The organism is Comamonas trifloxystrobinivorans, from assembly GCF_043359985.1.
In the GTDB taxonomy this organism is placed as follows: domain Bacteria; phylum Pseudomonadota; class Gammaproteobacteria; order Burkholderiales; family Burkholderiaceae_C; genus Comamonas; species Comamonas trifloxystrobinivorans.
The window spans coordinates 160,106-178,898 of record NZ_JBHZGV010000014.1 but is presented as its reverse complement, the minus strand read 5'-3'; the positions used below and the strand labels follow the sequence as shown (position 1 = coordinate 178,898).

17 protein-coding genes are annotated in these 18,793 nt (G+C 62.4%); 8 read left to right on the top strand and 9 right to left on the bottom strand.

Annotated features, from left to right (window positions below; genetic code table 11):
• Positions 1-292 precede the first annotated feature (292 nt).
• From ACFIQF_RS18470 to ACFIQF_RS18435, 8 genes are all read right to left on the bottom strand, one after another.
• Positions 293-1,291 (bottom strand): Bug family tripartite tricarboxylate transporter substrate binding protein, encoded by a 999-nt coding sequence (locus tag ACFIQF_RS18470; RefSeq protein ID WP_393945112.1) that lies wholly within the window; start codon positions 1,289-1,291, stop codon positions 293-295.
• Between the two features lie 127 nt (positions 1,292-1,418).
• Entirely contained in the window at positions 1,419-2,753 is a 1,335-nt protein-coding gene (locus ACFIQF_RS18465; protein ID WP_393945111.1) for a short-chain fatty acid transporter, read from the bottom strand.
• 67 nt (positions 2,754-2,820) lie between these two features.
• Positions 2,821-3,573: an SDR family oxidoreductase gene (locus tag ACFIQF_RS18460; RefSeq protein ID WP_393945110.1), complete on the bottom strand. Its 753-nt coding sequence runs from the start codon at positions 3,571-3,573 to the stop codon at positions 2,821-2,823.
• Positions 3,574-3,609: 36 nt separating this feature from the next.
• Positions 3,610-4,668 (bottom strand): cyclase family protein, encoded by a 1,059-nt coding sequence (locus tag ACFIQF_RS18455; protein WP_393945109.1) that lies wholly within the window; start codon positions 4,666-4,668, stop codon positions 3,610-3,612.
• 85 nt (positions 4,669-4,753) lie between these two features.
• Positions 4,754-5,551, bottom strand: a complete 798-nt coding sequence (gene pcaD, locus ACFIQF_RS18450; protein WP_393945108.1) for a 3-oxoadipate enol-lactonase — start codon at positions 5,549-5,551, stop codon at positions 4,754-4,756.
• 299 nt (positions 5,552-5,850) lie between these two features.
• Positions 5,851-7,053, bottom strand: coding sequence for a 3-oxoadipyl-CoA thiolase (pcaF, locus tag ACFIQF_RS18445; protein ID WP_393945107.1), 1,203 nt, complete (start codon positions 7,051-7,053; stop codon positions 5,851-5,853).
• A gap of 54 nt (positions 7,054-7,107) precedes the next feature.
• Positions 7,108-7,749, bottom strand: a complete 642-nt coding sequence (locus ACFIQF_RS18440; protein WP_393945106.1) for a 3-oxoacid CoA-transferase subunit B — start codon at positions 7,747-7,749, stop codon at positions 7,108-7,110.
• 26 nt (positions 7,750-7,775) lie between these two features.
• On the bottom strand, positions 7,776-8,477 hold the full coding sequence (locus ACFIQF_RS18435; RefSeq protein ID WP_393945105.1) for a 3-oxoacid CoA-transferase subunit A: 702 nt from the start codon (positions 8,475-8,477) through the stop codon (positions 7,776-7,778).
• A gap of 264 nt (positions 8,478-8,741) precedes the next feature.
• On the opposite strand from ACFIQF_RS18435, the gene ACFIQF_RS18430 reads away from it, so the two are divergent.
• The gene (locus tag ACFIQF_RS18430) at positions 8,742-9,566 is read left to right on the top strand and encodes an IclR family transcriptional regulator domain-containing protein (RefSeq protein ID WP_393945104.1); all 825 of its coding nucleotides are present in this window, start codon (positions 8,742-8,744) and stop codon (positions 9,564-9,566) included.
• Positions 9,567-9,683: 117 nt separating this feature from the next.
• Here ACFIQF_RS18430 and ACFIQF_RS18425 read toward each other — a convergent pair whose 3' ends face one another.
• Positions 9,684-9,929, bottom strand: coding sequence for a hypothetical protein (locus ACFIQF_RS18425; protein WP_393945103.1), 246 nt, complete (start codon positions 9,927-9,929; stop codon positions 9,684-9,686).
• Positions 9,930-10,171: 242 nt separating this feature from the next.
• Between ACFIQF_RS18425 and ACFIQF_RS18420 the strand changes: the two genes are divergently transcribed.
• The 7 genes from ACFIQF_RS18420 to ACFIQF_RS18390 all read left to right on the top strand — a co-directional run bounded on the left by ACFIQF_RS18420 (position 10,172) and on the right by ACFIQF_RS18390 (position 18,626).
• The gene (locus tag ACFIQF_RS18420) at positions 10,172-10,894 is read left to right on the top strand and encodes a YMGG-like glycine zipper-containing protein (RefSeq protein ID WP_393945102.1); all 723 of its coding nucleotides are present in this window, start codon (positions 10,172-10,174) and stop codon (positions 10,892-10,894) included.
• Between the two features lie 2 nt (positions 10,895-10,896).
• Positions 10,897-12,243, top strand: a complete 1,347-nt coding sequence (locus tag ACFIQF_RS18415) for a caspase family protein (protein ID WP_393945101.1) — start codon at positions 10,897-10,899, stop codon at positions 12,241-12,243.
• Positions 12,244-12,259: 16 nt separating this feature from the next.
• Positions 12,260-13,198 (top strand): DUF4384 domain-containing protein, encoded by a 939-nt coding sequence (locus ACFIQF_RS18410; RefSeq protein WP_393945100.1) that lies wholly within the window; start codon positions 12,260-12,262, stop codon positions 13,196-13,198.
• A gap of 73 nt (positions 13,199-13,271) precedes the next feature.
• Complete coding sequence (locus tag ACFIQF_RS18405; protein ID WP_393945099.1) at positions 13,272-16,295, top strand: tubulin-like doman-containing protein; 3,024 nt, start codon at positions 13,272-13,274, stop codon at positions 16,293-16,295.
• A 26-nt stretch (positions 16,296-16,321) separates the two neighbouring features.
• Complete coding sequence (locus tag ACFIQF_RS18400) at positions 16,322-17,107, top strand: tetratricopeptide repeat protein (protein WP_393945098.1); 786 nt, start codon at positions 16,322-16,324, stop codon at positions 17,105-17,107.
• Positions 17,107-17,802 carry a TPR end-of-group domain-containing protein gene (locus ACFIQF_RS18395; RefSeq protein WP_393945097.1) on the top strand — a complete coding sequence of 232 codons (696 nt, stop codon included), beginning with the start codon at positions 17,107-17,109 and terminating at the stop codon, positions 17,800-17,802. The genes ACFIQF_RS18400 and ACFIQF_RS18395 overlap by 1 nt, the downstream gene beginning before the upstream one ends.
• Before the next feature lie 122 nt (positions 17,803-17,924).
• A complete protein-coding gene (locus tag ACFIQF_RS18390) occupies positions 17,925-18,626 on the top strand; it encodes a transposase (RefSeq protein WP_393945096.1) in 702 nt (233 codons plus the stop codon).
• The last annotated feature ends 167 nt before the right edge of the window (positions 18,627-18,793 follow it).

Below are 18,793 nucleotides of genomic sequence, written 5' to 3'. Positions count from 1 at the left end.
GCGCCAAGGCGCTCCGTTCAAACAGATGACGCAAGTCAGAGCACGAAGTTTGGCTGTCCTGCGGCAGCCAAACCGCCGGCGTTTACTCCGATCACAGGCGCTGGCTGAAGGGGTGGAGGAACAGCCAACAGTCGGCGAGAACTGCGCTCATTAGCATCACGATGCCAACTGCTTGCAGGCAAGCAAAAACATTTCCGCTCTCGCCATTCAGGGACAGAGCAAAAAGAGCAGCCAGTGCACATCAAAGCGCACTGGCTGCTCTTGGGTTTGTAAAGCGTCAGCGACGCAAAGATCAACCCGCGGTTGCGCCGGAAGTCTTCACCACCTTCTTCCACTTTTCGTTTTCAGCGGCGATGAACTTGGCAAATTCGGCTTGCGATTCGGTCACCACTTCGCCGCCCTGGTCGGCGATCTTCTTGATCACGTCGGGCTTTTGCAGCACCTTGATGATGGCGGCATGCAGCTTGGCTTGCACGTCGGCTGGTACCTTGGCGGGCGCGAACAGGCCGAACCACGAGGTGGCTTCGTAGCCGGGTACGCCGGCTTCGGCCACGGTCGGCACATCGGGCAGCTCGGGCGAGCGCTTGGCCGTCGTCACGGCCAGGGGGCGCAGCTTGCCGCTGCGTACGTGCTGGATGGCCGAAGGCATGTTGTCGAACATGATGGCGATCTGGTTGCCGAGCAGGTCGGTCACGGCTGGTGCGCTGCCCTTGTAGGGGATGTGCACCATGTCCACCTTGGTCATCATCTTGAACAGCTCACCCGAGAGGTGGATGGAGCTGCCGCTGCCCGACGAGCCGAAGTTCACCTTGCCGGGGTTGGCCTGGCCGTAGGCGATCAGCTCCTTCACGTCCTTGAACGGTTGCTGCGGGTTGGCCACCAGCAGGTTGGGCACATTGGCCACGCGCGTCAGCGGAGCAAAGTCCTTGTTCGGGTTGAAGGGCATCTTTTTGTACAGCCATTCGTTGATGGCGTTGGTGCCCACGGTGCCCATGAAGATGGTGTAGCCGTCGGCAGCCGAGCGGGCCGCAAACTGGCCACCGATGTTGCCGCCCGCGCCAGCGCGGTTGTCAATGATGACGGGCTGGCCCAGTTCTTCGCCCAGCGACTGGCCGACGATGCGCGCCAGGATGTCGGTGGTGCCGCCAGCCACAAAGGGCACGACCATGGTGATGGGCTTGGACGGGAACTTGTCAGCCGCAAAAGCGGCGGGCATCAGGGCTGCGCCCATGGTGGCGGCGGCAACGGCGCGCAGCACGGTGCGGCGGGCGGTAGAGCGGATGGGGTTCATGGCTATCTCCAAAAAAGGCTATGAAAAGGCGGCCACTTGTTTTGTGGGTAGTTGTCGCGTATCGCGTGACCGCCAGAGAGAAAAGAGCGTTGTTGGGTCTTTAAGTCCCCAAAAGATATTTCAGGCTTTATGGCCAGACCAGGGACGAGACGATGTAGATCGCGCCGACGACAAACATCGAGACAACGGTGTATCCCATGATGTCCTTGAGCTTGAGCTTGGACAGTGCCAGCGCGGGCAGAATCCAGAAGGGCTGCACCAGGTCGTTCCAGCCGTTGCCCAGCATCACCGACATGGCGGTGTGGGCCTGTGAGGCGCCCAGGGTCTTGGCCGCTTCGATCATGAACGGGCCTTGCAGCACCCAGTGGCCGCCGCCCGATGGTGCGAAGAAGTTGATGAAGAACGAGCTGAGCAGGCCGAACAGCGGCAGGGTGTAGGCGGTGGAGAAGCTCACAAACACGTGGGCGATGGATTCGACCAGGCCCGAGGCGTGCATGATGGCCATGATGCCGGCGTAGAACGGGAACTGCAAAATGATGCCGCCAATGGTCTTGACGCCTTCGTTCACCTTTTCCACATAGGCCATCGGGGTGCGCAGCAGCAGCACGCCCAGGAACAGGATGAAGAAGTTGATCATGTTCAGGTCGAGGTTGCCGCCCTTGTAGAAGTGCGTTACCACATAGGCCATGCCGCACAGGCCGATCAGCAGGCTCAGGATGCGGCTGTTGTTCAAACGGCCGGCGAAGGTCTTTTCATCGCCCAGCAGGTTGGCGGCAGCATTGCCCTTGGCCTCTTGGTTGTCGGCGAGCTCGGGGCTGATTTCGGTCACTTTTTCGCCGGCCTTGGGGTGCATGGCGGCATTGATCAGCGGCAGCACGATCAGCACGGTCAGCGCGGTGAGCAGAATGTGCGAAGAGAAGATGGTGTCCGTCAGCGGGATGATGCCCATCTGCTTTTCAAAGCTGTGGCTCTTGGTGGAGATGAGCACCGGAATGGTGGCCGACAGGCCCAGGCCGTACATCGTGAAGCCGGTGTAGGCCGAGGCAATGATCAGCGGGTAGTGCACGCCTTTGACGCGCAGTGCCAGCTTCTTGGCCATGATGCCGCCAATCACCAGGCCAAAGCCCCAGTTCAGATAGCTGCCCACGCAGCCCACCACGGTGGCCATGATGATGGCGCCGCGCGGCGTGTGCACCATGCCGGCGATGCGGTTCAGAAAACGGTCCACGATGGGGGCAGCGGCCAGCACATAGCCCATCACCAGAATCACGGCCATCTGCGTGGTAAAGGCCAGCAGGCTCCAAAAACCCTTGCCCCAGTCTTCAACGACGAGGTTGATCGGGCGGCTTTCCACGGCAAAGGCCAGGGCCATGGTCAGCAGCGTCAGCAAGATGGCGAAGACGAAGGGGTCGGGCAGATACTTGCGCATCAGCTCGGTGAAAAAGGCTGTTATTTTTGACATCAATGTCTCTTGTTATCGGACGGAAAAAACGGCGCAACGCTCGTGGCGCAGGCCGTGCGGAAAAAACTCAAACCGGCGCGACGCCCACCGTCATGCCGCCACACACATACAGGGCCTGGCCGGTGACGAAGCCGCTGCGCTCGTCGAGCATGTAGGCCACGGCGTGGGCCACGTCGTCGGGCGTGCCCACACGCTTGACGGGCACCGACTGGATGATTTTTTGCGTGCGCTCGGCGCCGGGCGGGTTGGCCTTGTCGAACAGCTCGGTGCGGATCGGGCCGGGGCCGATGGCGTTGGCGGTAATGCCCCATTGGCCCAGCTCCAGTGCCCAGACGCGGGTCATGCCGATCAGGCCGGCCTTGGTGGCGGCGTAAGCGGTACGCAGGTCTTTGCCCAGCGCAGCGCGCGAGGACATGTTGACGATGCGGCCAAAGCGCGTCTCTTGCATGCCGGGTAGCAGCGCTTGCATGCACTGAAAGGCGCAACGCAGGTTCAGCTGCACGGCCAGGTCGAACTCGGCCAGGGTTTGCGAAGCGGCATCGGCCGGCACCACAATGCCCACGTTGTTGACCAGGCGCGTGATTGGGCCGCCTGACAGCGCCAGTTCCAAAGCACGGGCTGTGTCTTCGACGCTGCTCAGATCGGCCTGAATGGCCACGAACTCAGCGGGCACGGCGTCCACGTTGCGGTCGATGATGATGGGCGCATAACCATCGGCCCAGCAGCGGGCCGCAGCGGCTGCGCCAATGCCGGCGCCGCCGCCGGTTATCAGGACGCGCGGGCGGGCCGTGGTGGAGGATGGGTGGGCGGTGTTGGACATCAAAGTCTCCAGTCAAACGAGAAAAAGAGGGTGCGCTTACACGGTGGCGATGGGCGTGACCGGCGAGGCCACGGCGCCTGGCAGATTCAGCGGTGGCGCGGTCAGCAAGAAGCGGCTGCGCTGGTGCGCGCGCAGCCACTGCGCCAGCGGCGTCAGGTGCCACAGCTCGCCCAGGTGCAGGCCGAGTTTGAAAAGGCAGTGCTCGTGCAGCGGCAAGGCGGCGCAGCAATCCGGGCCGGGTTGGGCGGGGTGCGCTTCCACGGCGTAGTTGTCGGCAGCGATCACGGCGATCTGGCTGTCGCTGATCCACTGCAGCAGTTTTTCGTCGCGGCCATTGAGCACGGCGCAGCTGTTGTTGAGCACCGCCGGGTCGGGGTTCTTGTGCATGGCCAGCACGGCCTGGGCAAAGCCGGTGTGCAGGCACAGCATGTCGCCGGGCTCGATCTCCAGGCGGTCGGCGTCGATCACGCGCATCCATTCGTCGTAACCGATCAAGGTACGGGCATTGCCGTAGTGCGCATGCAGATCCAGCATCACGCCGCGGCCTTGCACGCCGTTTTCTGCCATGGCGTTGATGCCCAGGGCTTTGGCGCAGCTGGTGCTGCCGCTGCTCTCGGGCGTGGGCATGCCGGTGTCGCTGACGAGCAGCGGGCCGAGCACATCGACACCGGCGGCAAAGCCGTTGTAGTAGAGCGGCTCAGGCACGCCGTCGCCATTGGCATCAAACAGCGAGCCGGCGTGGGCCAGGCCGTCCCATTGAGTGGAGTACTGCAGCGAGAGCACGGCCATGTCGTCGCTCAGCACATCGGTGCGGCCGGGCTCCAGCTCGTTCAGCAGGCAGTTGAAGTTGACCAAGCCCTTGCGCTGCAGCGGGCGCAGCACGGGTGGTTTGCGGTTGGGGTTGAGCGCGCTGCCACCGGGGTAATCGAGCGGCAGGCTGAGCGAGAAACGCAGGCCTTCGCGCACCTCGGCCACGCCTTGGCGTACTTTTTCTGCAGTCAGCAGGTTCAGGCGGCCGAGCTGGTCGTCCGGGCCGAAATCGCCCCAGGTCGAACCGACGGGGCGCTGCTTCCAGCGTGGCTGGGCGTTGGACATGCGTGTCTCCTTGGATAGGTGGTGGGCCAGCAGCGCCTGTTTGCTTTTTTTGTTGGCGCGGGCTGGCGGGTTCAGCGCAGGGGCATCAGTGCTTTTGCAGAAAGCTGGCCAGTGCCAGATCGAAAGCCTGCGGGGCTTCCAGGTTGGACAAATGCGATGCGGGTACCGCTGCCAGCTCGGAGCCCTTGATGGCTGCGTGCATGGCTTCAGCATCGGCTACGGTGGTGACCGGGTCGCTGCTGCCCGCGATCAGCAGCGTGGGCGTGTTGATGCCGGCAATCGCGGCGCGCAGGTCTTCTTGCGCCAGTGCTTCGCAGCAGCTGGCATAGCCTTCGGGGTTGATGCTGGCGATCCAGCTTTGCGCGCGTTGCACCGTGGCGGGCTGGGTGGCGATAAAGCTTTCGGTGAACCAGCGGCTGGGCGAAGAATCCGCCAGCGCTTGCATGCCGGCAGCGCCGTTGGCGCGCACCTGGGCGGCGCGGTCCTTCCAGGCGGCTTCGGCGCCGATCTTGGCGGCGCTGTTGGCCACGGTGATGCTGCGCATGCGCTTGCCGGCGTTCACGCCCAGCCACAGGCCGGTCAGGCCGCCCATCGAGATGCCGCAGAAATGGGCTTGCTCGATGCCGAGCGCATCCAGAATGCCGAGCACGTCGCCACCGAGTTGGGTAAAGCTGTAAGGGCCGGCATTGGCCACGCTGCCGCCATGGCCGCGGGTGTCGTAGCGCAGCACGCGGTAGTTGCTGGCAAAGGCTTGGGCCTGGGCGTCCCACATCTCGAACGTGGTGCCCAGAGAGTTGGAGAACACCAGCACAGGCGCGCCTTCCGGGCCTTGCAGGTCGATACGGAAGTTGCCGTTGGCGGTGTTCAGTGGTTGTGTGCTCATGCTGCTGTCTCCGTTAATGTGGGTGCCCACTGTTGCGGTTGTGAAAAGGCTCCGCCCAGGTGCAGTGGCTGCGTTGTCAGTTTTCAGGGTGGGAATCTGTTGGCCGGGAGCGCTGTGCAAACCCAGATTGCTATCGTTTGCATAGCTTCTGGTGCTGATTGCGTAAGCGCTGGCGGTCTTGTCTTGGCTGGCGGGCGCTGCGGCCCGCCGCCTTGCTGGCTGCCGCGCTGGCGGCGGGTGCCGCTCAGCGGGCCCTGGCCGGAAAGTGATGCGCTTTCAGGCCGGGAGCGTCAGGTCGATCAGACCTTTTCCAGAATCAGCGCAATGCCTTGGCCCACGCCAATGCACATGGTGCACAGCGCGTAGCGACCGCCCAGCGTGTGCAGCTGGTTGACCGCAGTGGTAGCCAGACGTGCGCCCGAAGCGCCCAGCGGGTGGCCCAAAGCGATGGCGCCGCCCCACTGGTTGACGCGCTTGTCGTCGTCTGCAATGCCCAGATCGCGCAGCACGGCCAGGCCTTGTGCGGCAAAGGCTTCGTTCAGCTCGATCACGTCCATCTGGTCCAGCGTCAGGCCGGTCAGCTCCAGCACTTTGCGCACAGCGGGTGCCGGGCCAAAGCCCATGATGCGAGGCGCTACGCCAGCGGTCGCCATGCCCACGATGCGGGCGCGTGGCGTCAGGCCGTATTGCTTGGCGGCTTCGGCGTTGGCCAGCAGCAGGGCGCAAGCGCCGTCGTTCACGCCCGAGGCGTTGCCGGCGGTCACGGTGCCGCCTTCGCGCACCACACCCTTGAGCTTGGCCAGCGCTTCGATGGTGGTGGCGCGTGGGTGCTCGTCTTGGCTCACGACAACGGGATCACCCTTCTTCTGCGGAATGGTGACGTTGCAGATTTCTTGCGCCAAGTAGCCGGCGGCAATGGCGGCCGCAGCCTTTTGCTGCGATGCCAGGGCCATGCGGTCTTGGGCTTCGCGCTCGATCTTGAAATCGTCGGCCACGTTCTCAGCCGTCTCAGGCATCGAATCCACACCGTACTTCGCCTTCATCTGCTTGTTGATGAAGCGCCAGCCGATGGTGGTGTCGTACACCGCGTTGCTGCGGCTGAAAGCGCTTTCTGCCTTGGGCATGACAAACGGTGCACGGCTCATCGACTCGACGCCGCCGGCGATCATCAGGCGGGCTTCACCGGCCTTGATGGCGCGTGCTGCGGTGCCGATGGCGTCCAGCCCCGAGCCGCACAGGCGGTTGATGGTGGCGCCGGGCACATCGATAGGCAGACCGGCCAGCAGGCTGGACATGTGGGCCACGTTGCGGTTGTCTTCGCCGGCCTGGTTGGCGCAGCCGTAGATCACGTCGTTCACGGCCTTCCAGTCCACGCCGGGGTTGCGCTCCATCAGCGCCTTCAGGGGCACGGCGCCCAGGTCGTCGGTGCGCACACCGGCCAGCGCGCCGCCGTAGCGGCCAAAGGGGGTGCGAACAGCGTCGCAGATGAATGCATCAGTCATGGTTGTCTCCTTGGATAGGTGCAGATGGGAAAAAGGGGCTGGTTCAGCGTGGGTTTACAGCAGGCGCAGGCCGATCATCTGTTCGAGCTCGGCCTTGGCCAAACCTTCTACAGTGTCGATGAGCTTGAGGCCTTGCGGCGTGACCTCGATGGTCGCCAGATCGGTGTAGATGCGCTTGACGCAGCCGATGCCGGTGAGCGGGTAGCTGCATTGCTTGACGATTTTGCTCTCGCCCTTTTTGGTCAGCAAATCCATCATCACCCAGGTTTGCTTGGCGCCGATCGCCAGGTCCATGGCGCCGCCGACGGCGGGAATGGCGCCGGGCTCACCCGTGCTCCAGTTGGCCAGGTCACCGTTTTCTGCTACCTGGAAAGCGCCCAGCACGCAGATGTCGAGGTGGCCGCCGCGCATCATGGCAAAGCTGTCGGCGTGGTGGAAATAGCAACCACCGGCCAGCAAGGTGACCGGCTGCTTGCCGGCATTGGTCAGGTCATAGTCTTCCTGGCCGGCAGCGGGCGCCGGGCCCATGCCCAGAATGCCGTTTTCCGACTGCAAAATCACTTCGCGGTCTTTGGGGATGTGGTTGGCCACGGCCGTGGGCTGGCCGATGCCCAGGTTCACATAGGCGCCGTCATGGATGTCCTGGGCCACGCGCGCGGCCAGCTCGTCCTTGGTACGTTTTTGGTAGCTGCTCATTGTGCTTATCTCCTGCGCTCGGCCGCTCAGGCGGCTTTTTTGACACCGACCGCTTGCGTGGCGACACGCTCGATCTTGATCACTTGGTTGACGTAGATGCCGGGCGTGACCACGGCTTCGGGGTCGAGCTCGCCGAGCTCCACAATCTCGTGCACCGTGGCCACGGTGAACTTGGCGGCGGTGGCCATCACCGGGCCAAAGTTGCGCGCCGATTTGCGGTAGGTGAGGTTGCCCCAGCGGTCGCCCGTCTCGGCCTTGATCAGGGCCACGTCGCCGTAAATCGGGTACTCCAGCACGTATTGCTTGCCGTTGATCTCGCGCGTTTCCTTGCCGGCGGCCAGTTCGGTGCCGTAAGCGGTGGGGCAGAAGAAGGCGCCAATGCCGGCACCGGCAGCGCGCATGCGCTCGGCCAGGTTGCCTTGGGGCACTACTTCGAGTTCGATCTTGCCGCTGCGGTAGAGCTCATCAAAAATGTAGCTGTCCACCTGGCGCGGAAAGCTGCAGATGATCTTGCGCACAGCGCCCGTCTTGAGCAGGGCGGCCAGGCCCGTATCGCCATTGCCGGCATTGTTGTTCACCACGGTCAGATCGCGCGCGCCCTGGGCAATCAGGCCATCGATCAGCGCCGATGGAATGCCGGCCGTGCCGAAGCCGCCGATCAGCACGGTCGAGCCGTCCTGCACTTTGCTGAGGGATTCGGCGATCGAATCCGAAATCTTGTTGATCATTCGCTGTCTCCTGCTTTCTATGAAACCAAGCTGCTGCCATGTGACCACAAACCACGCCAGCACACGAGAGGCGCCCTAGCCGGGCTTAGTGCATTGGCGACACGGTCTGCTGCGGTCTTGCGGCAAAATGTTCGTATATAGAACATGTGTTCGCTAAAAGAATTATAGAGTACCGGATAATCCGCTTCCCGATGTCCTTGCGATTTGCTTCTGTATTGCTGCGCAGGCCATGCTCTGAGACCTTGAACGCCCCGATTGCTGCCGATGAAAGATGACGACCAGACCCTCCGCCCCAGCGACAGCTATGTGCAGTCCTTTGCGCGCGGGCTGGAGGTCATCCGCAGCTTTGGCGCTGCCGCGCCGCGCCAGACTTTGACCGAGGTGGCCGAGGCCACGGGCATGACCCGCGCTGGCGCACGCCGCATCCTGCTGACCTTGCAGACCCTGGGCTATGTGCGCGTGGATGGCCGCGTGTTCGAGCTGACGCCCAGAATCCTCGACCTGGGCTTTGCCTACCTGACCTCGATGCCGGTGTGGCACAGCGCACAACCGGTGATGGATGCGCTGGTGGAGCAGACGCACGAATCCTGCTCGATCGCCGTGCTGGACGGGCAAGACGTGGTGTATGTGATGCGCGTGCACACGCACAAGATCATGAGCACCAACCTGGGCATTGGCTCGCGCTTGCCGGCTTTCTGGACTTCGCTCGGCCGCGTGCTGCTGGCCGAGCTGCCCGGGCACGAGCTGCAACACCTGCTGGACACGCGTGACCGCAGCCAGTTCACGCGCTTCACCATCCAGGACGAAGCCGCGCTGCTGGCGCAAATCGCCCAGGTGCGTGAGCAAGGCTGGTGCCTGCTGAACCAGGAGCTGGAAGAGGGCCTGACCTCGGTGGCAGCGCCCATTCGCAACGCCAGCGGCCAGGTAGTCGCCGCCATGAACATCAGCGGCCAGGCCAACCGCACCACACCCGAGATCATGCAAAGCGAGCTGCTGCCGCAACTGGTGCAAGCGGCGGCGCGTGTGTCGGGCATGCTGGGTTTCCAGGCCGGGCGCGGCGTGGGCCGCAGTGGCAAGGCTTTGCGATAAGCCTGCCTGCCGGGCTGCGCTTGGGCGACGGGAAAACGCCACACAGGCAGTTTCTGCTGGCGCTCGATGGGTGCCGACGCCTGCAGCGCTTATTGGCTGATTGTTTATGCTGAGTTATCAGGCATAAAACGGCCATTTGCACCGAATATCGCATTCTCTAAGTTGGCGCTCGCCATCGGCCAGTTTCCCATTTTTTCGTGATTTTCTGCGCGCGGATAATGTCCGGGTGCAGATAAATCCTGCTGGGAGATTTTTTGCGCAGCGCGGTTTCTTTTTCAGATGCTTCCCACTGCCGACCTGCTGCTGGCATTGCCAGGCCACGGCATTCCCATATTCCCTGGCTTGCATCAGTTGGCGCTTCATTCAAAGCCAATAACCAATGTAGGCAGTTACTTTCTCATGATTTGCAAAACCTGTTAATCGCTGGTAGGTGCTCACATTAATGGGCCTTGGTTTGTAAAGACATTCATTCGCAAGTCTTGTAACAAAGTGCAATAAATGCTAATAATAATGGGCGCGCGTATTTGTCTGCCCAGTACAAGCAACGGCGTGCGCGAGGAGGCTTGCCGACACAGGCAGGCGGGATCGATCCAGAGAGACTGACGATGAATGTATTTGTGAAGCCCGTGCTGGTGCTGGCCGTGTCGGCCCTGTGTGCCCTGAATGTGCAAGCGCAGGAGGCCGTGACCTCCGAACTCGACAGCTGCATCAGCTCCGAGAAACTGGGCAATACCGCCAAAGGCGCCGTCACTGGCGCGGTCACCGGGCTTCTGGGCTCGATTCTCTCGGGCAAAAAGGACCACATGGCCAAGGCCGTGGTGGTGGGCGCCGTAGCAGGCGGCGCCATCGGTTATGCCACCGCACATTACAAAGCGGCTGGCAACTGTATGCAGAAAAACCCGTCCTGGGTGCCCGAATCCCAATTGCAGCGCAACCCCAATTTCGACGCCGTGGTGAACGAGTTTGGCTACAAGCCCGAAAACGGCGATTTTGTGGTTCTGCGCAAACTGCAAATGCCCACCCATGTCAAAGCGGGCTCGCCCTTGAATGTGCAGTCGGCATTTGTCGTGCTGACGCCCGATGGCGGCGAGGCCAAAGTCCGCATGGTGCGCAAGCTGTTTGTGATTGCCGATAACAAGCAGGAAGAAGTGCCTTTCTACGGCAAGGGCGACGAGCAGCGCGTGGTGGAAAACGGCGAGCATTACGACAGCATCAGCCTGCCGGTGGACAAAGCCGTGCCTGCGGGTTCGCGCTTGAAACTGGAATATTGGGTTGCCGTCAAAGACCAGCCCTTTGTGGCCGAAAGCGCAATCGTCGAGGTGCAATAAGCATGCGCGCACGGATTGCAAGCGGCCTGCTGCTGGTGTCGGCCTTGTTATTGGGCGGCTGCGCCAACCAGAGCATGCCCGGTTATCAGCGGGTGTACCAAGGGCACCAGGTGCCGGCAAATCTGGCTGATTCGGTGCAAAGCCGCATGCGCAGCGAAGGCCTGCAAAAAGCGCAGGTCACGCGCGACAGCGTAGGGCGTTTGCGGCTGGCAGGCCAGTACCGCGATGAGGACGAGGTTGAGCGCGCTTTTCTGATCTCGCAGTCCATCGTCGGCATCCGCTCCACCTCGCCTTTCTATCCGGAAAACGTGTTGGAAAAGCGCTGGACGCAGCAGGCCGGCAATGCGCTGGCCGACTTCTACAAGCGCAAGCAAAAGCGCGATGTGGCGGGCGCTGGCAAGCAGCGCGCCTTGGTGATTGGCGTCAACCAGTTTATGGACCGGGCGCACCTGACCGATATCCAGGGCGAAGACGATGCGCGCCTGATGGGGCTGGTGCTGGCCAACTACGGCTACGACGTGATGTCGGTGCTGGGTGAGCGCGCGACCAAGGCCAACATCGAAGCCGCGATTGCCGAGATGGAGAAAGTGCTGGGCGAGAACGACACCTTGTTCATCTACGTCTCCAGCCACGGCAACCAGCCGGTGCCAACACCAGGCAACAACGACGAGCGCCGCATGTCGATTGCCGCCTACGACTCGGGCGACAGCGACCCGGGCAAACCGCCGAGCCGCGACAAAACCGCTTACCTGCTCAATTTGCAGCGTACCTCGGTGCGCGACACCTTGATTCAGCAGCTGGCGCAGAAGAACACCGCCGTCACCCGCGTCATCATCGACACCTGCTACAGCGGCGAGATTCTCAAAAACCTGCCTTCCGAAGGTGCGGCTTACCAAGCGCAAATCAACGGTGGCGGTTATGAGCGCGAGTCCGTGTCGGTCGCCTCGTGGACGGGCAAGGCCTACAGCAGCAAAGCCATCACTTATGTGGGCGATGGCCAGAGCGCCGCTGCACCCAAGCCCCAGGCGCGCACGGCCGAGTTCGAGGTGCGCAAGAACTACACCTTTATCACCGCCACCAGCCCCGGCGAGCTGTCGTTGGGCCCGCCCACCAGCACGGGCACATTTGCCAGCCCCTTGGTGCAGAGCGACGTGCTGCGCGGCTCGTTTTTCACGCAGTCGTTCATTGCCTATCTGAAGGAATATTCGGGCGACGTGGCGCAAGCCTTTGCCGCTGCCAAATCCTTCACCAGCCAAAAGGTTCAGCAGGTCACCAAGGGTGAGCTGCAGCAGAACCCCACCCGTTTTTCGACGCTTTCCGCGACGGGCGACAAGCTCGCGCGCCACTAACAGGGAAGAGCCCCGTATGCAATTCAAGAAAATGGCTGCCGCCTCTGCGGCGATGTTGATGGCGCTGAGCCTGAACCTCCACGCCGAAGAGGCTGGCTACGCCGCCAAGTCGCTGTTCTTTGGCGAAGACGGCGATGTCAAGGCTGTCGCCACCGGCCAGCCTGCGCCCGAGACCGTGGCGCAGAGCGACAAGCCGGCCAAGACCATGGTGGTAGCTACGGCGCCCAAAAAGTCTGCCGAAAAAAGCAAGGCCAGCGCCAAGCGCAGCAGCAAAGAGCTGCCCATGGGCGCGGCCTATTTTGTGCGCTTGAAAAAGCCCGATGCCAGCACCGAAGACGTGTTGGCCACGCGCACTTTCGCTACCGGCGACAAGTTCCAGCTGGGCTTGAAGGTGAACCGCCCGAGCTTTGTCTACATCTTCAACGAAGAGCCGGGCGGCCGCATCAGCATGCTGCACCCGCGCCCCGGCGCAACGGCGATGGTCGACGCCATGGGCACCGTCTTTTTGCCAGCCCAGGGCAACTTCCAGTTCGAAGGCAATGCCGGGCTGGAAAAACTGCTGGTGCTGATGTCGGAAGAAGAGCTGTTCCAGCCCGACGCCACGCTGCAAAAGATCCAGCCTGATCTGGTGACGCAAGCGGTGTTCGAGCCCGCTGCCGTGCCCGGTGGCATGCCGGTCAACAGCTTGGCAGCTGCGCCCGGCGCTGGTTGTGCGGTGGTGACGGCAGACGCTGGCACCTACGCTTCCAAGGCCATCGTCTATGCGCAAGATGCAGGCGCTGGCGAGCAGTGCAATGCAGCAGGCGCTGCGCCCGCCTACGCATCGAAAGCCATTGTGTTTGCCGACGATCCGCGCCCGGCCGCAGGCCAGCAAGTGGCCAGCTATGTGGTCAAGCCCAAAGCGGTGGCGGCCAAAGAGCCTTTGCTGCTGAAGATTCAGCTGATGCACCGCTGAGCCACGGCCGGCGCCGGTCTTCCCCGTTCTTTTTGCCCTGCCAGCGTTGGCGGGGCTGTGTTTGAGAGTTGATATGTCCAACAACCATTTGATCGTCGGCCTGGGCGGCACGGGCGGCAAAGTCATTCGCGCACTGCGCAAGATCGTCAAGACGCACACCGATGCGAACGGCGTGAGCCCCTCGGAAGCCAATTTCGAATATGTCTATCTGGACACGTCCGACGGCCTGCTCAACGAGACCGACAAATGGACGGTGTTGGGCCAGGATTGCTCGCTCTCGCGCGCACAGCTGGGCATTTATGCGGCCAGCGGCGTGCGCCCGATCTTGCAAGACCCCGATTCCTACCCCGGCATGCGCGACTGGATCGAGCCGCGCGGCGTGTTCGATTTCATCGACGCAGGCACGGCCGGCGCTGCCCAAAAGCGCAAGTTGGGGCGCCTGGTTTTTGCGCAGAATGCACGCCAGATTTCGCAGCTGCTGGAAGACCGCATGCAGGCGCTGGAGAGCAGTGGCAGCAAAACCGCGCAGGCCACCATCCATGTGCTGTGCGGCCTGGCGGGCGGCACCGGCAGCGGCTTTGTGGTCGACACCGTGGCCATGCTGCGCAAGCTGCGCCCCAACGATGCCGATTACCGCATTCTGGTCTACGCGCTGCTGCCCGACGAAGGCTCGACCTGGGTGAAATCGGTAGGCGGCTTTGGCACTTACTACGCCAACGGCTATGCCGCTTTGTCCGAGCTGAACGCCATGGCGGCGCGCCGCTACCAACCCGTGAACGTGCTGGACGGCAAGCGCATCGAAGCGGCCAAGTTCTTCAACGGCTGCTACCTGGTCAACAACATCAACGAGAACCGGGTGCGCTTTTCGATGCAAGAGGACGTGCCGCACATCATGGCGGAGTTCCTCTACCAAAAGACCTTGAACAAGCGCTGGGAAGCGCTGGCGCGGGTGGAGAAGGGCGAGAACGACACCAACTTCATCGAAAAAGACGACGGCGTGGCTGCCCGTGCCAAGCTGTTCATGAGCTTTGGCATCAAGCGCGTGGTGGTGCCCGAGCACGAGATCAAGGAATACCTGGCCTACGGTTTTGCCGAGCAGGCCACGCGCCAGCTCATGTTCAACAACTTCCGCCAGGGCGAAGGCTTTGCCGACGAGCCGGTCTACAAGGACTGGGGGGCCGAAGTGCGCAAGCCCGAGGTCAAGGAAAGCCTGCTGATCAGCGATTCGCACCTGACGCTGGACCGTGGCATTCTGGAAGACGACGCCAAGGCCGGCTGGAAGCTGATCGACGAGTACTGGCCGCAAGTGGCGGCCACGCTGGAAGAGCAGATCAAGGCGGACAAAACCATCAAGGAAGCGGAGTGGATTCGCACCTTGCGCGTGCGCCTGTCCGACGTGTACGACACCACCTTCCGCCGTCTGGGCGGTGTGCGCAAGTTCTACGAAGTCAAATCCCAGGCGCGGTTGGAGATGGCGCGCCGCATTGTGCGCGGCATCGAGCGCGAATTCTTCAGCCGCTGGAACACGGGCGAGCTCTCGCTGCTGCAACTGCGCCAGTACATGGACGCGATTCTGGACGACCTCACCCAGCGCAAAAAAGAGTACGAAGACAAGGCGCAGACCCTGGTTACCGCGATGGGCAAGCTGGAGGAAGACCTGCAGCGCCTGGTGCGCGATTTCAACGAAGTCGGAACCCTGGGCCGCTTGTTCACCGACAAGCGCGACACGCGCCTGGCCGAGGCGCGCGAGAAGCTGCAACTGCTGTTTGCCAAGAACACCTGGCGCGAAGGCTATATGTTCGGCTCGCGTCTGATTCCGCTGGTGCTTGACGAGCTGACCGTGCTGCGCGGCAAGGTCGACCAGATCCACTTGCAGTTGTCCGAAGCCACCGACTCCATCCGCAACGAGCAAAACAACCGCTTGCGCACCGACAAGGACGAGGTCTGCCAGACGCGCATTTTCGACATGGACGCCGTGCGCGATTTGCTGCGCCGCATGACCTTGGACGAGCGCGGCCAGGTGGAGCGCACGCAGCGCGTGCGGCGCGCCATTGTGTCTTTGGCCGGTGTGGAGGTGGACAGCTTTGAAAAGCTTGCAGGCCGCGTCAACCTGAACAACCTGATCACGGTGCTGTCGCAACAAGCGGCCGAGATTACCGAAGCGGCACACACCGAGCTGGCGCAGAACACGCCGGTCATGCATGTGAACATCGTCGAGCGTCTGTCGCGCCAATACGCGGCCAACTCGCAAGCGCTGAGCAGCTTTGTGGCCGATCTCTACCGCGAAGCCGGCAATATGCTGACCTTCAACAAGGCCGAGATCGAACGCCGCGTGCCTGGCAACGAAGCGGCCACCGCCGGCCTGCAGCAAGCCATCTGCGTGATGCTGCCCGATTGCGAGGAGCAGCGCGAGTTCCGCCAGCATCTCGAAGGTCTGTTCCACAAGCAAAAGGATGCGGGCACTTCGGATGCATCCGTGGTGGTGGGCACCTTGTCCAACGAGGTGGTGGTGATCAAGGTGTCGTCGCTGATGCCGGTGCGCTATGTCGACACTTTGAACTTCCTCAAAACGCATTACGACGGCCTGCGCAAGCTGCCGGACGAAGCTGTGCTGTTGCATGGCGAAGGCGACGGCAGCAAGCTGCCACCGCTGTTTGCGCCCACCGGCGTGGAGATGCAAGGCAAGCGCCTGGATCATTTGCAGCCGTATCTCTTGCTGGCGCGCCTGATGGAGCTGGTGCGCCCCGGCGAGAACCCGGAAACCGGCTCGCCGCAGTGGACCATCGAATCCACCGATGCGGACGGCTTCATGTGCATCAACGCCTTGGCTGGCGGCGGCGACTGGGCCAAGGTCTGGGCCTCCGAGCAGCAGGACGAGCTGCGCCAGATGATTGAAAAATCCGTGCTCGGCTTGCTGGCGCGTGACTACGTGCACCGCGAAAAGAAAGAGGCTTTGTACAAGCGCTTTGTGGAGTTTGTGAACGAGCGCTTGGCGCAGTCGGGCCGCAATCCGGCCGACGAGCAGTACCTGCGTTTGCGCGCCCTGATCCCGAAGATGAAAGAGCTGATCGGCCTGCAGGCCGAAGCCACCGCCTGATCGCTCTCTGTGGAACCTGAAAAACTATGTATACCTATAAATGCAAATCGGTGGGCGACTGCTCCGTGGCCAACCGTGGTGAACATGTCACCAGCGAAAACCTGCTCAACGACCCCAAATGCAGCGACTGCAACTGCCCGCTGGAGCTGATCGACAGCGGTGATACGGCTGCACGCGGCGGCGCCAAGGGCGGCTCCAAAGTGGGCGTAATGGCTGCTGTGGCTGCGGCCGTTGTGGCGGTTGCCGGCGGCGGTGGCTGGTATTTGATGGGCGGCAAGAGCAAGCCTGACACGGTGGTGGCTGAAGCACCTGCTCCTGCACCAGCGCCTGCGCCCATGGCGGTGCCCGAGCCGCCTGTGGTCGCGCCAGCACCGGTGGCAGAGCCTGCGCCTGCGCCCGCTGTGGCAGGTATTGTGCCCAGCGAGACGGAAACCTCGGCTGCGCGCCGCGAGGCCGACCAGCGCCTGAGCAATGGCCAGTTCTCGGAAGCTGAGAAAAAAGCCGCTCGCGCTGCCGCTTTGGAGATGATCAAAACGGCCGTGGCCAAGCTCGGCCAAGGCGATCTGGATGGTGCCGACCGGGAGCTGATGCAGGCGCGTGAGCGCGATGCCACCGAATCGCTCGTCTACTACAACCTGGCCATTGTGCGCTTGCGCCAAAAGCAGCCCGATGAGGCGCTCAAGCAGTTGGAGGCGGCCTTCATGGCGGGCTTCAATCACTTTGACGCCATGGACAAGGACACCGACCTCGATCCGCTGCGCAACACGCCCAAGTTCCGCGAGCTGATGGGCCTGTACCGCAAGAGCGTGTGATGCGGGCCTTGGTGCTGGCGCTCGGTGCGGCGCTGCTCTTGGCGGGCTGCGGGCAAAAGATCGATCCGAAAAAGATCGAGGGCCGTTGGCTGGCGGAGAACTACCGCTTCCAGGGCCTGAAGCTGCCCATCAGCCCCGATCTGCAAATCTCGGAAAAGCAGCTGGCGCTGGGCATGGGCCTGGAGCCGCTGCCGCTCAAAGGGCTGGAGGCCGATGGCAAGGAGGTCACGTTGCTGACCGAGTTTGGCATCGATCTGGTGTTCAGCTTCGAGAACGACGACCGCATCTATTTCACCGTGCCGGTGCTCGGTGAGCGCATTTACTACCAGCGCGCCAAATCGGTGGCCACTGCTTCAGCACCGCCTTCTTCAGCCGCTGTTGCCGCCCCGGCGGTGAACGCGGCAGCGCGTGCGCAAGCGCCGGCACCTGCGGCTGCGCCAAGCTCCGCGCCGCAGCCTGCAACGCTGAGCGCAGCGGCGCCGCAACCACCAGCCGCGTCGCGCTCCGAGGCAGAGCAGCAGTATCTGCAATCGCTGGCCGCCGTGCGGCGTGGCGACAAGGACGAGGCTTTGCGCGCTTTGTCCACAGCCTTCGCCCAAGGTTTTCGCGATTGGTCGCGCATCCGGCAAGAGCCCGCGTTTGATGCACTGCGCCAAGACGTGCGCTACCAGGTGATGGAGTCGCGCTGGAAGTGAGCTGAATGGCACCAACACCGCCCACTCGTCCGTGGAGCGGTGTTGCCACGGCGCCCCGGCTTGGCGGAAGCGCCAGATAATAGCCAGATCGCGACTTCTCGCTGTTCGCTGCTCACTGATCCATGGCCCGCCTCCCTCGACTGACTGTTCCCAACCTGCCGCACCATGTGCTGCACCGTGGCAACAACCTGCAAACGGTGTTTGTCGACGCCGAGGATTACCAGGCTTTTCTCGATCTTTTGCAACAGCTGGCGCAGACGCACCAAGTGGCTGTGCACGCCTTTGTGCTGATGCCCAACCACTTCCACCTTTTGCTCACGCCACAAACCGAGCAAGGTTTGCCTCAGCTGATGCAGGCGTTGGGCAGGGCGTACGTGCGCTATTTCAATGCACGGCACGGGCGCAGCGGCACTTTGTGGGAAGGGCGTTACCGCTCGACGGTGCTGGAGCCAACGGCACCGTTGCTGCAATGCATCATTTATATCGACTCCAATCCGCAGCGCGCCGGGCTGGTGGCGCGGGCGCAAGATTACCTGTGGTCGAGCTGTGCGCACCATTCAGGTGCATCGCATTTGCCCTGGTTGCGCGATCCGGCGGCCTTCTGGGCCTTGGGCAATACGCCTTTCGCGCGCGAGGCGCAATACGCGCAATTGCTGGCGCAGGGCCTGTCGCAGCGCGAATCGGCCGCGCTGGGCCAGAGCGTTAATGGCGGCTGGGCGCTGGGCAGCGAAGACTTTGTGCAAAGCCTGCAGGCCAAAACCGAGCGCCGCGTGCACAAAAAGAGTGCAGGGCGCCCGCGTACCCGCGCTGCTGAGAGCGAGTGAACTCATAAATTTCAATGAAATCAATGTTGTTTTCTTTGAAATTAATATGTCCCTAATTAATTATTCATGGAAATGAAACAAAAATAATTGGTATCTGACCCTAAATAAAGTGCTTGCTCGGGTATTCCCAGCTGCTCTACATTCACATTCCCGCGATAGAAATTTGA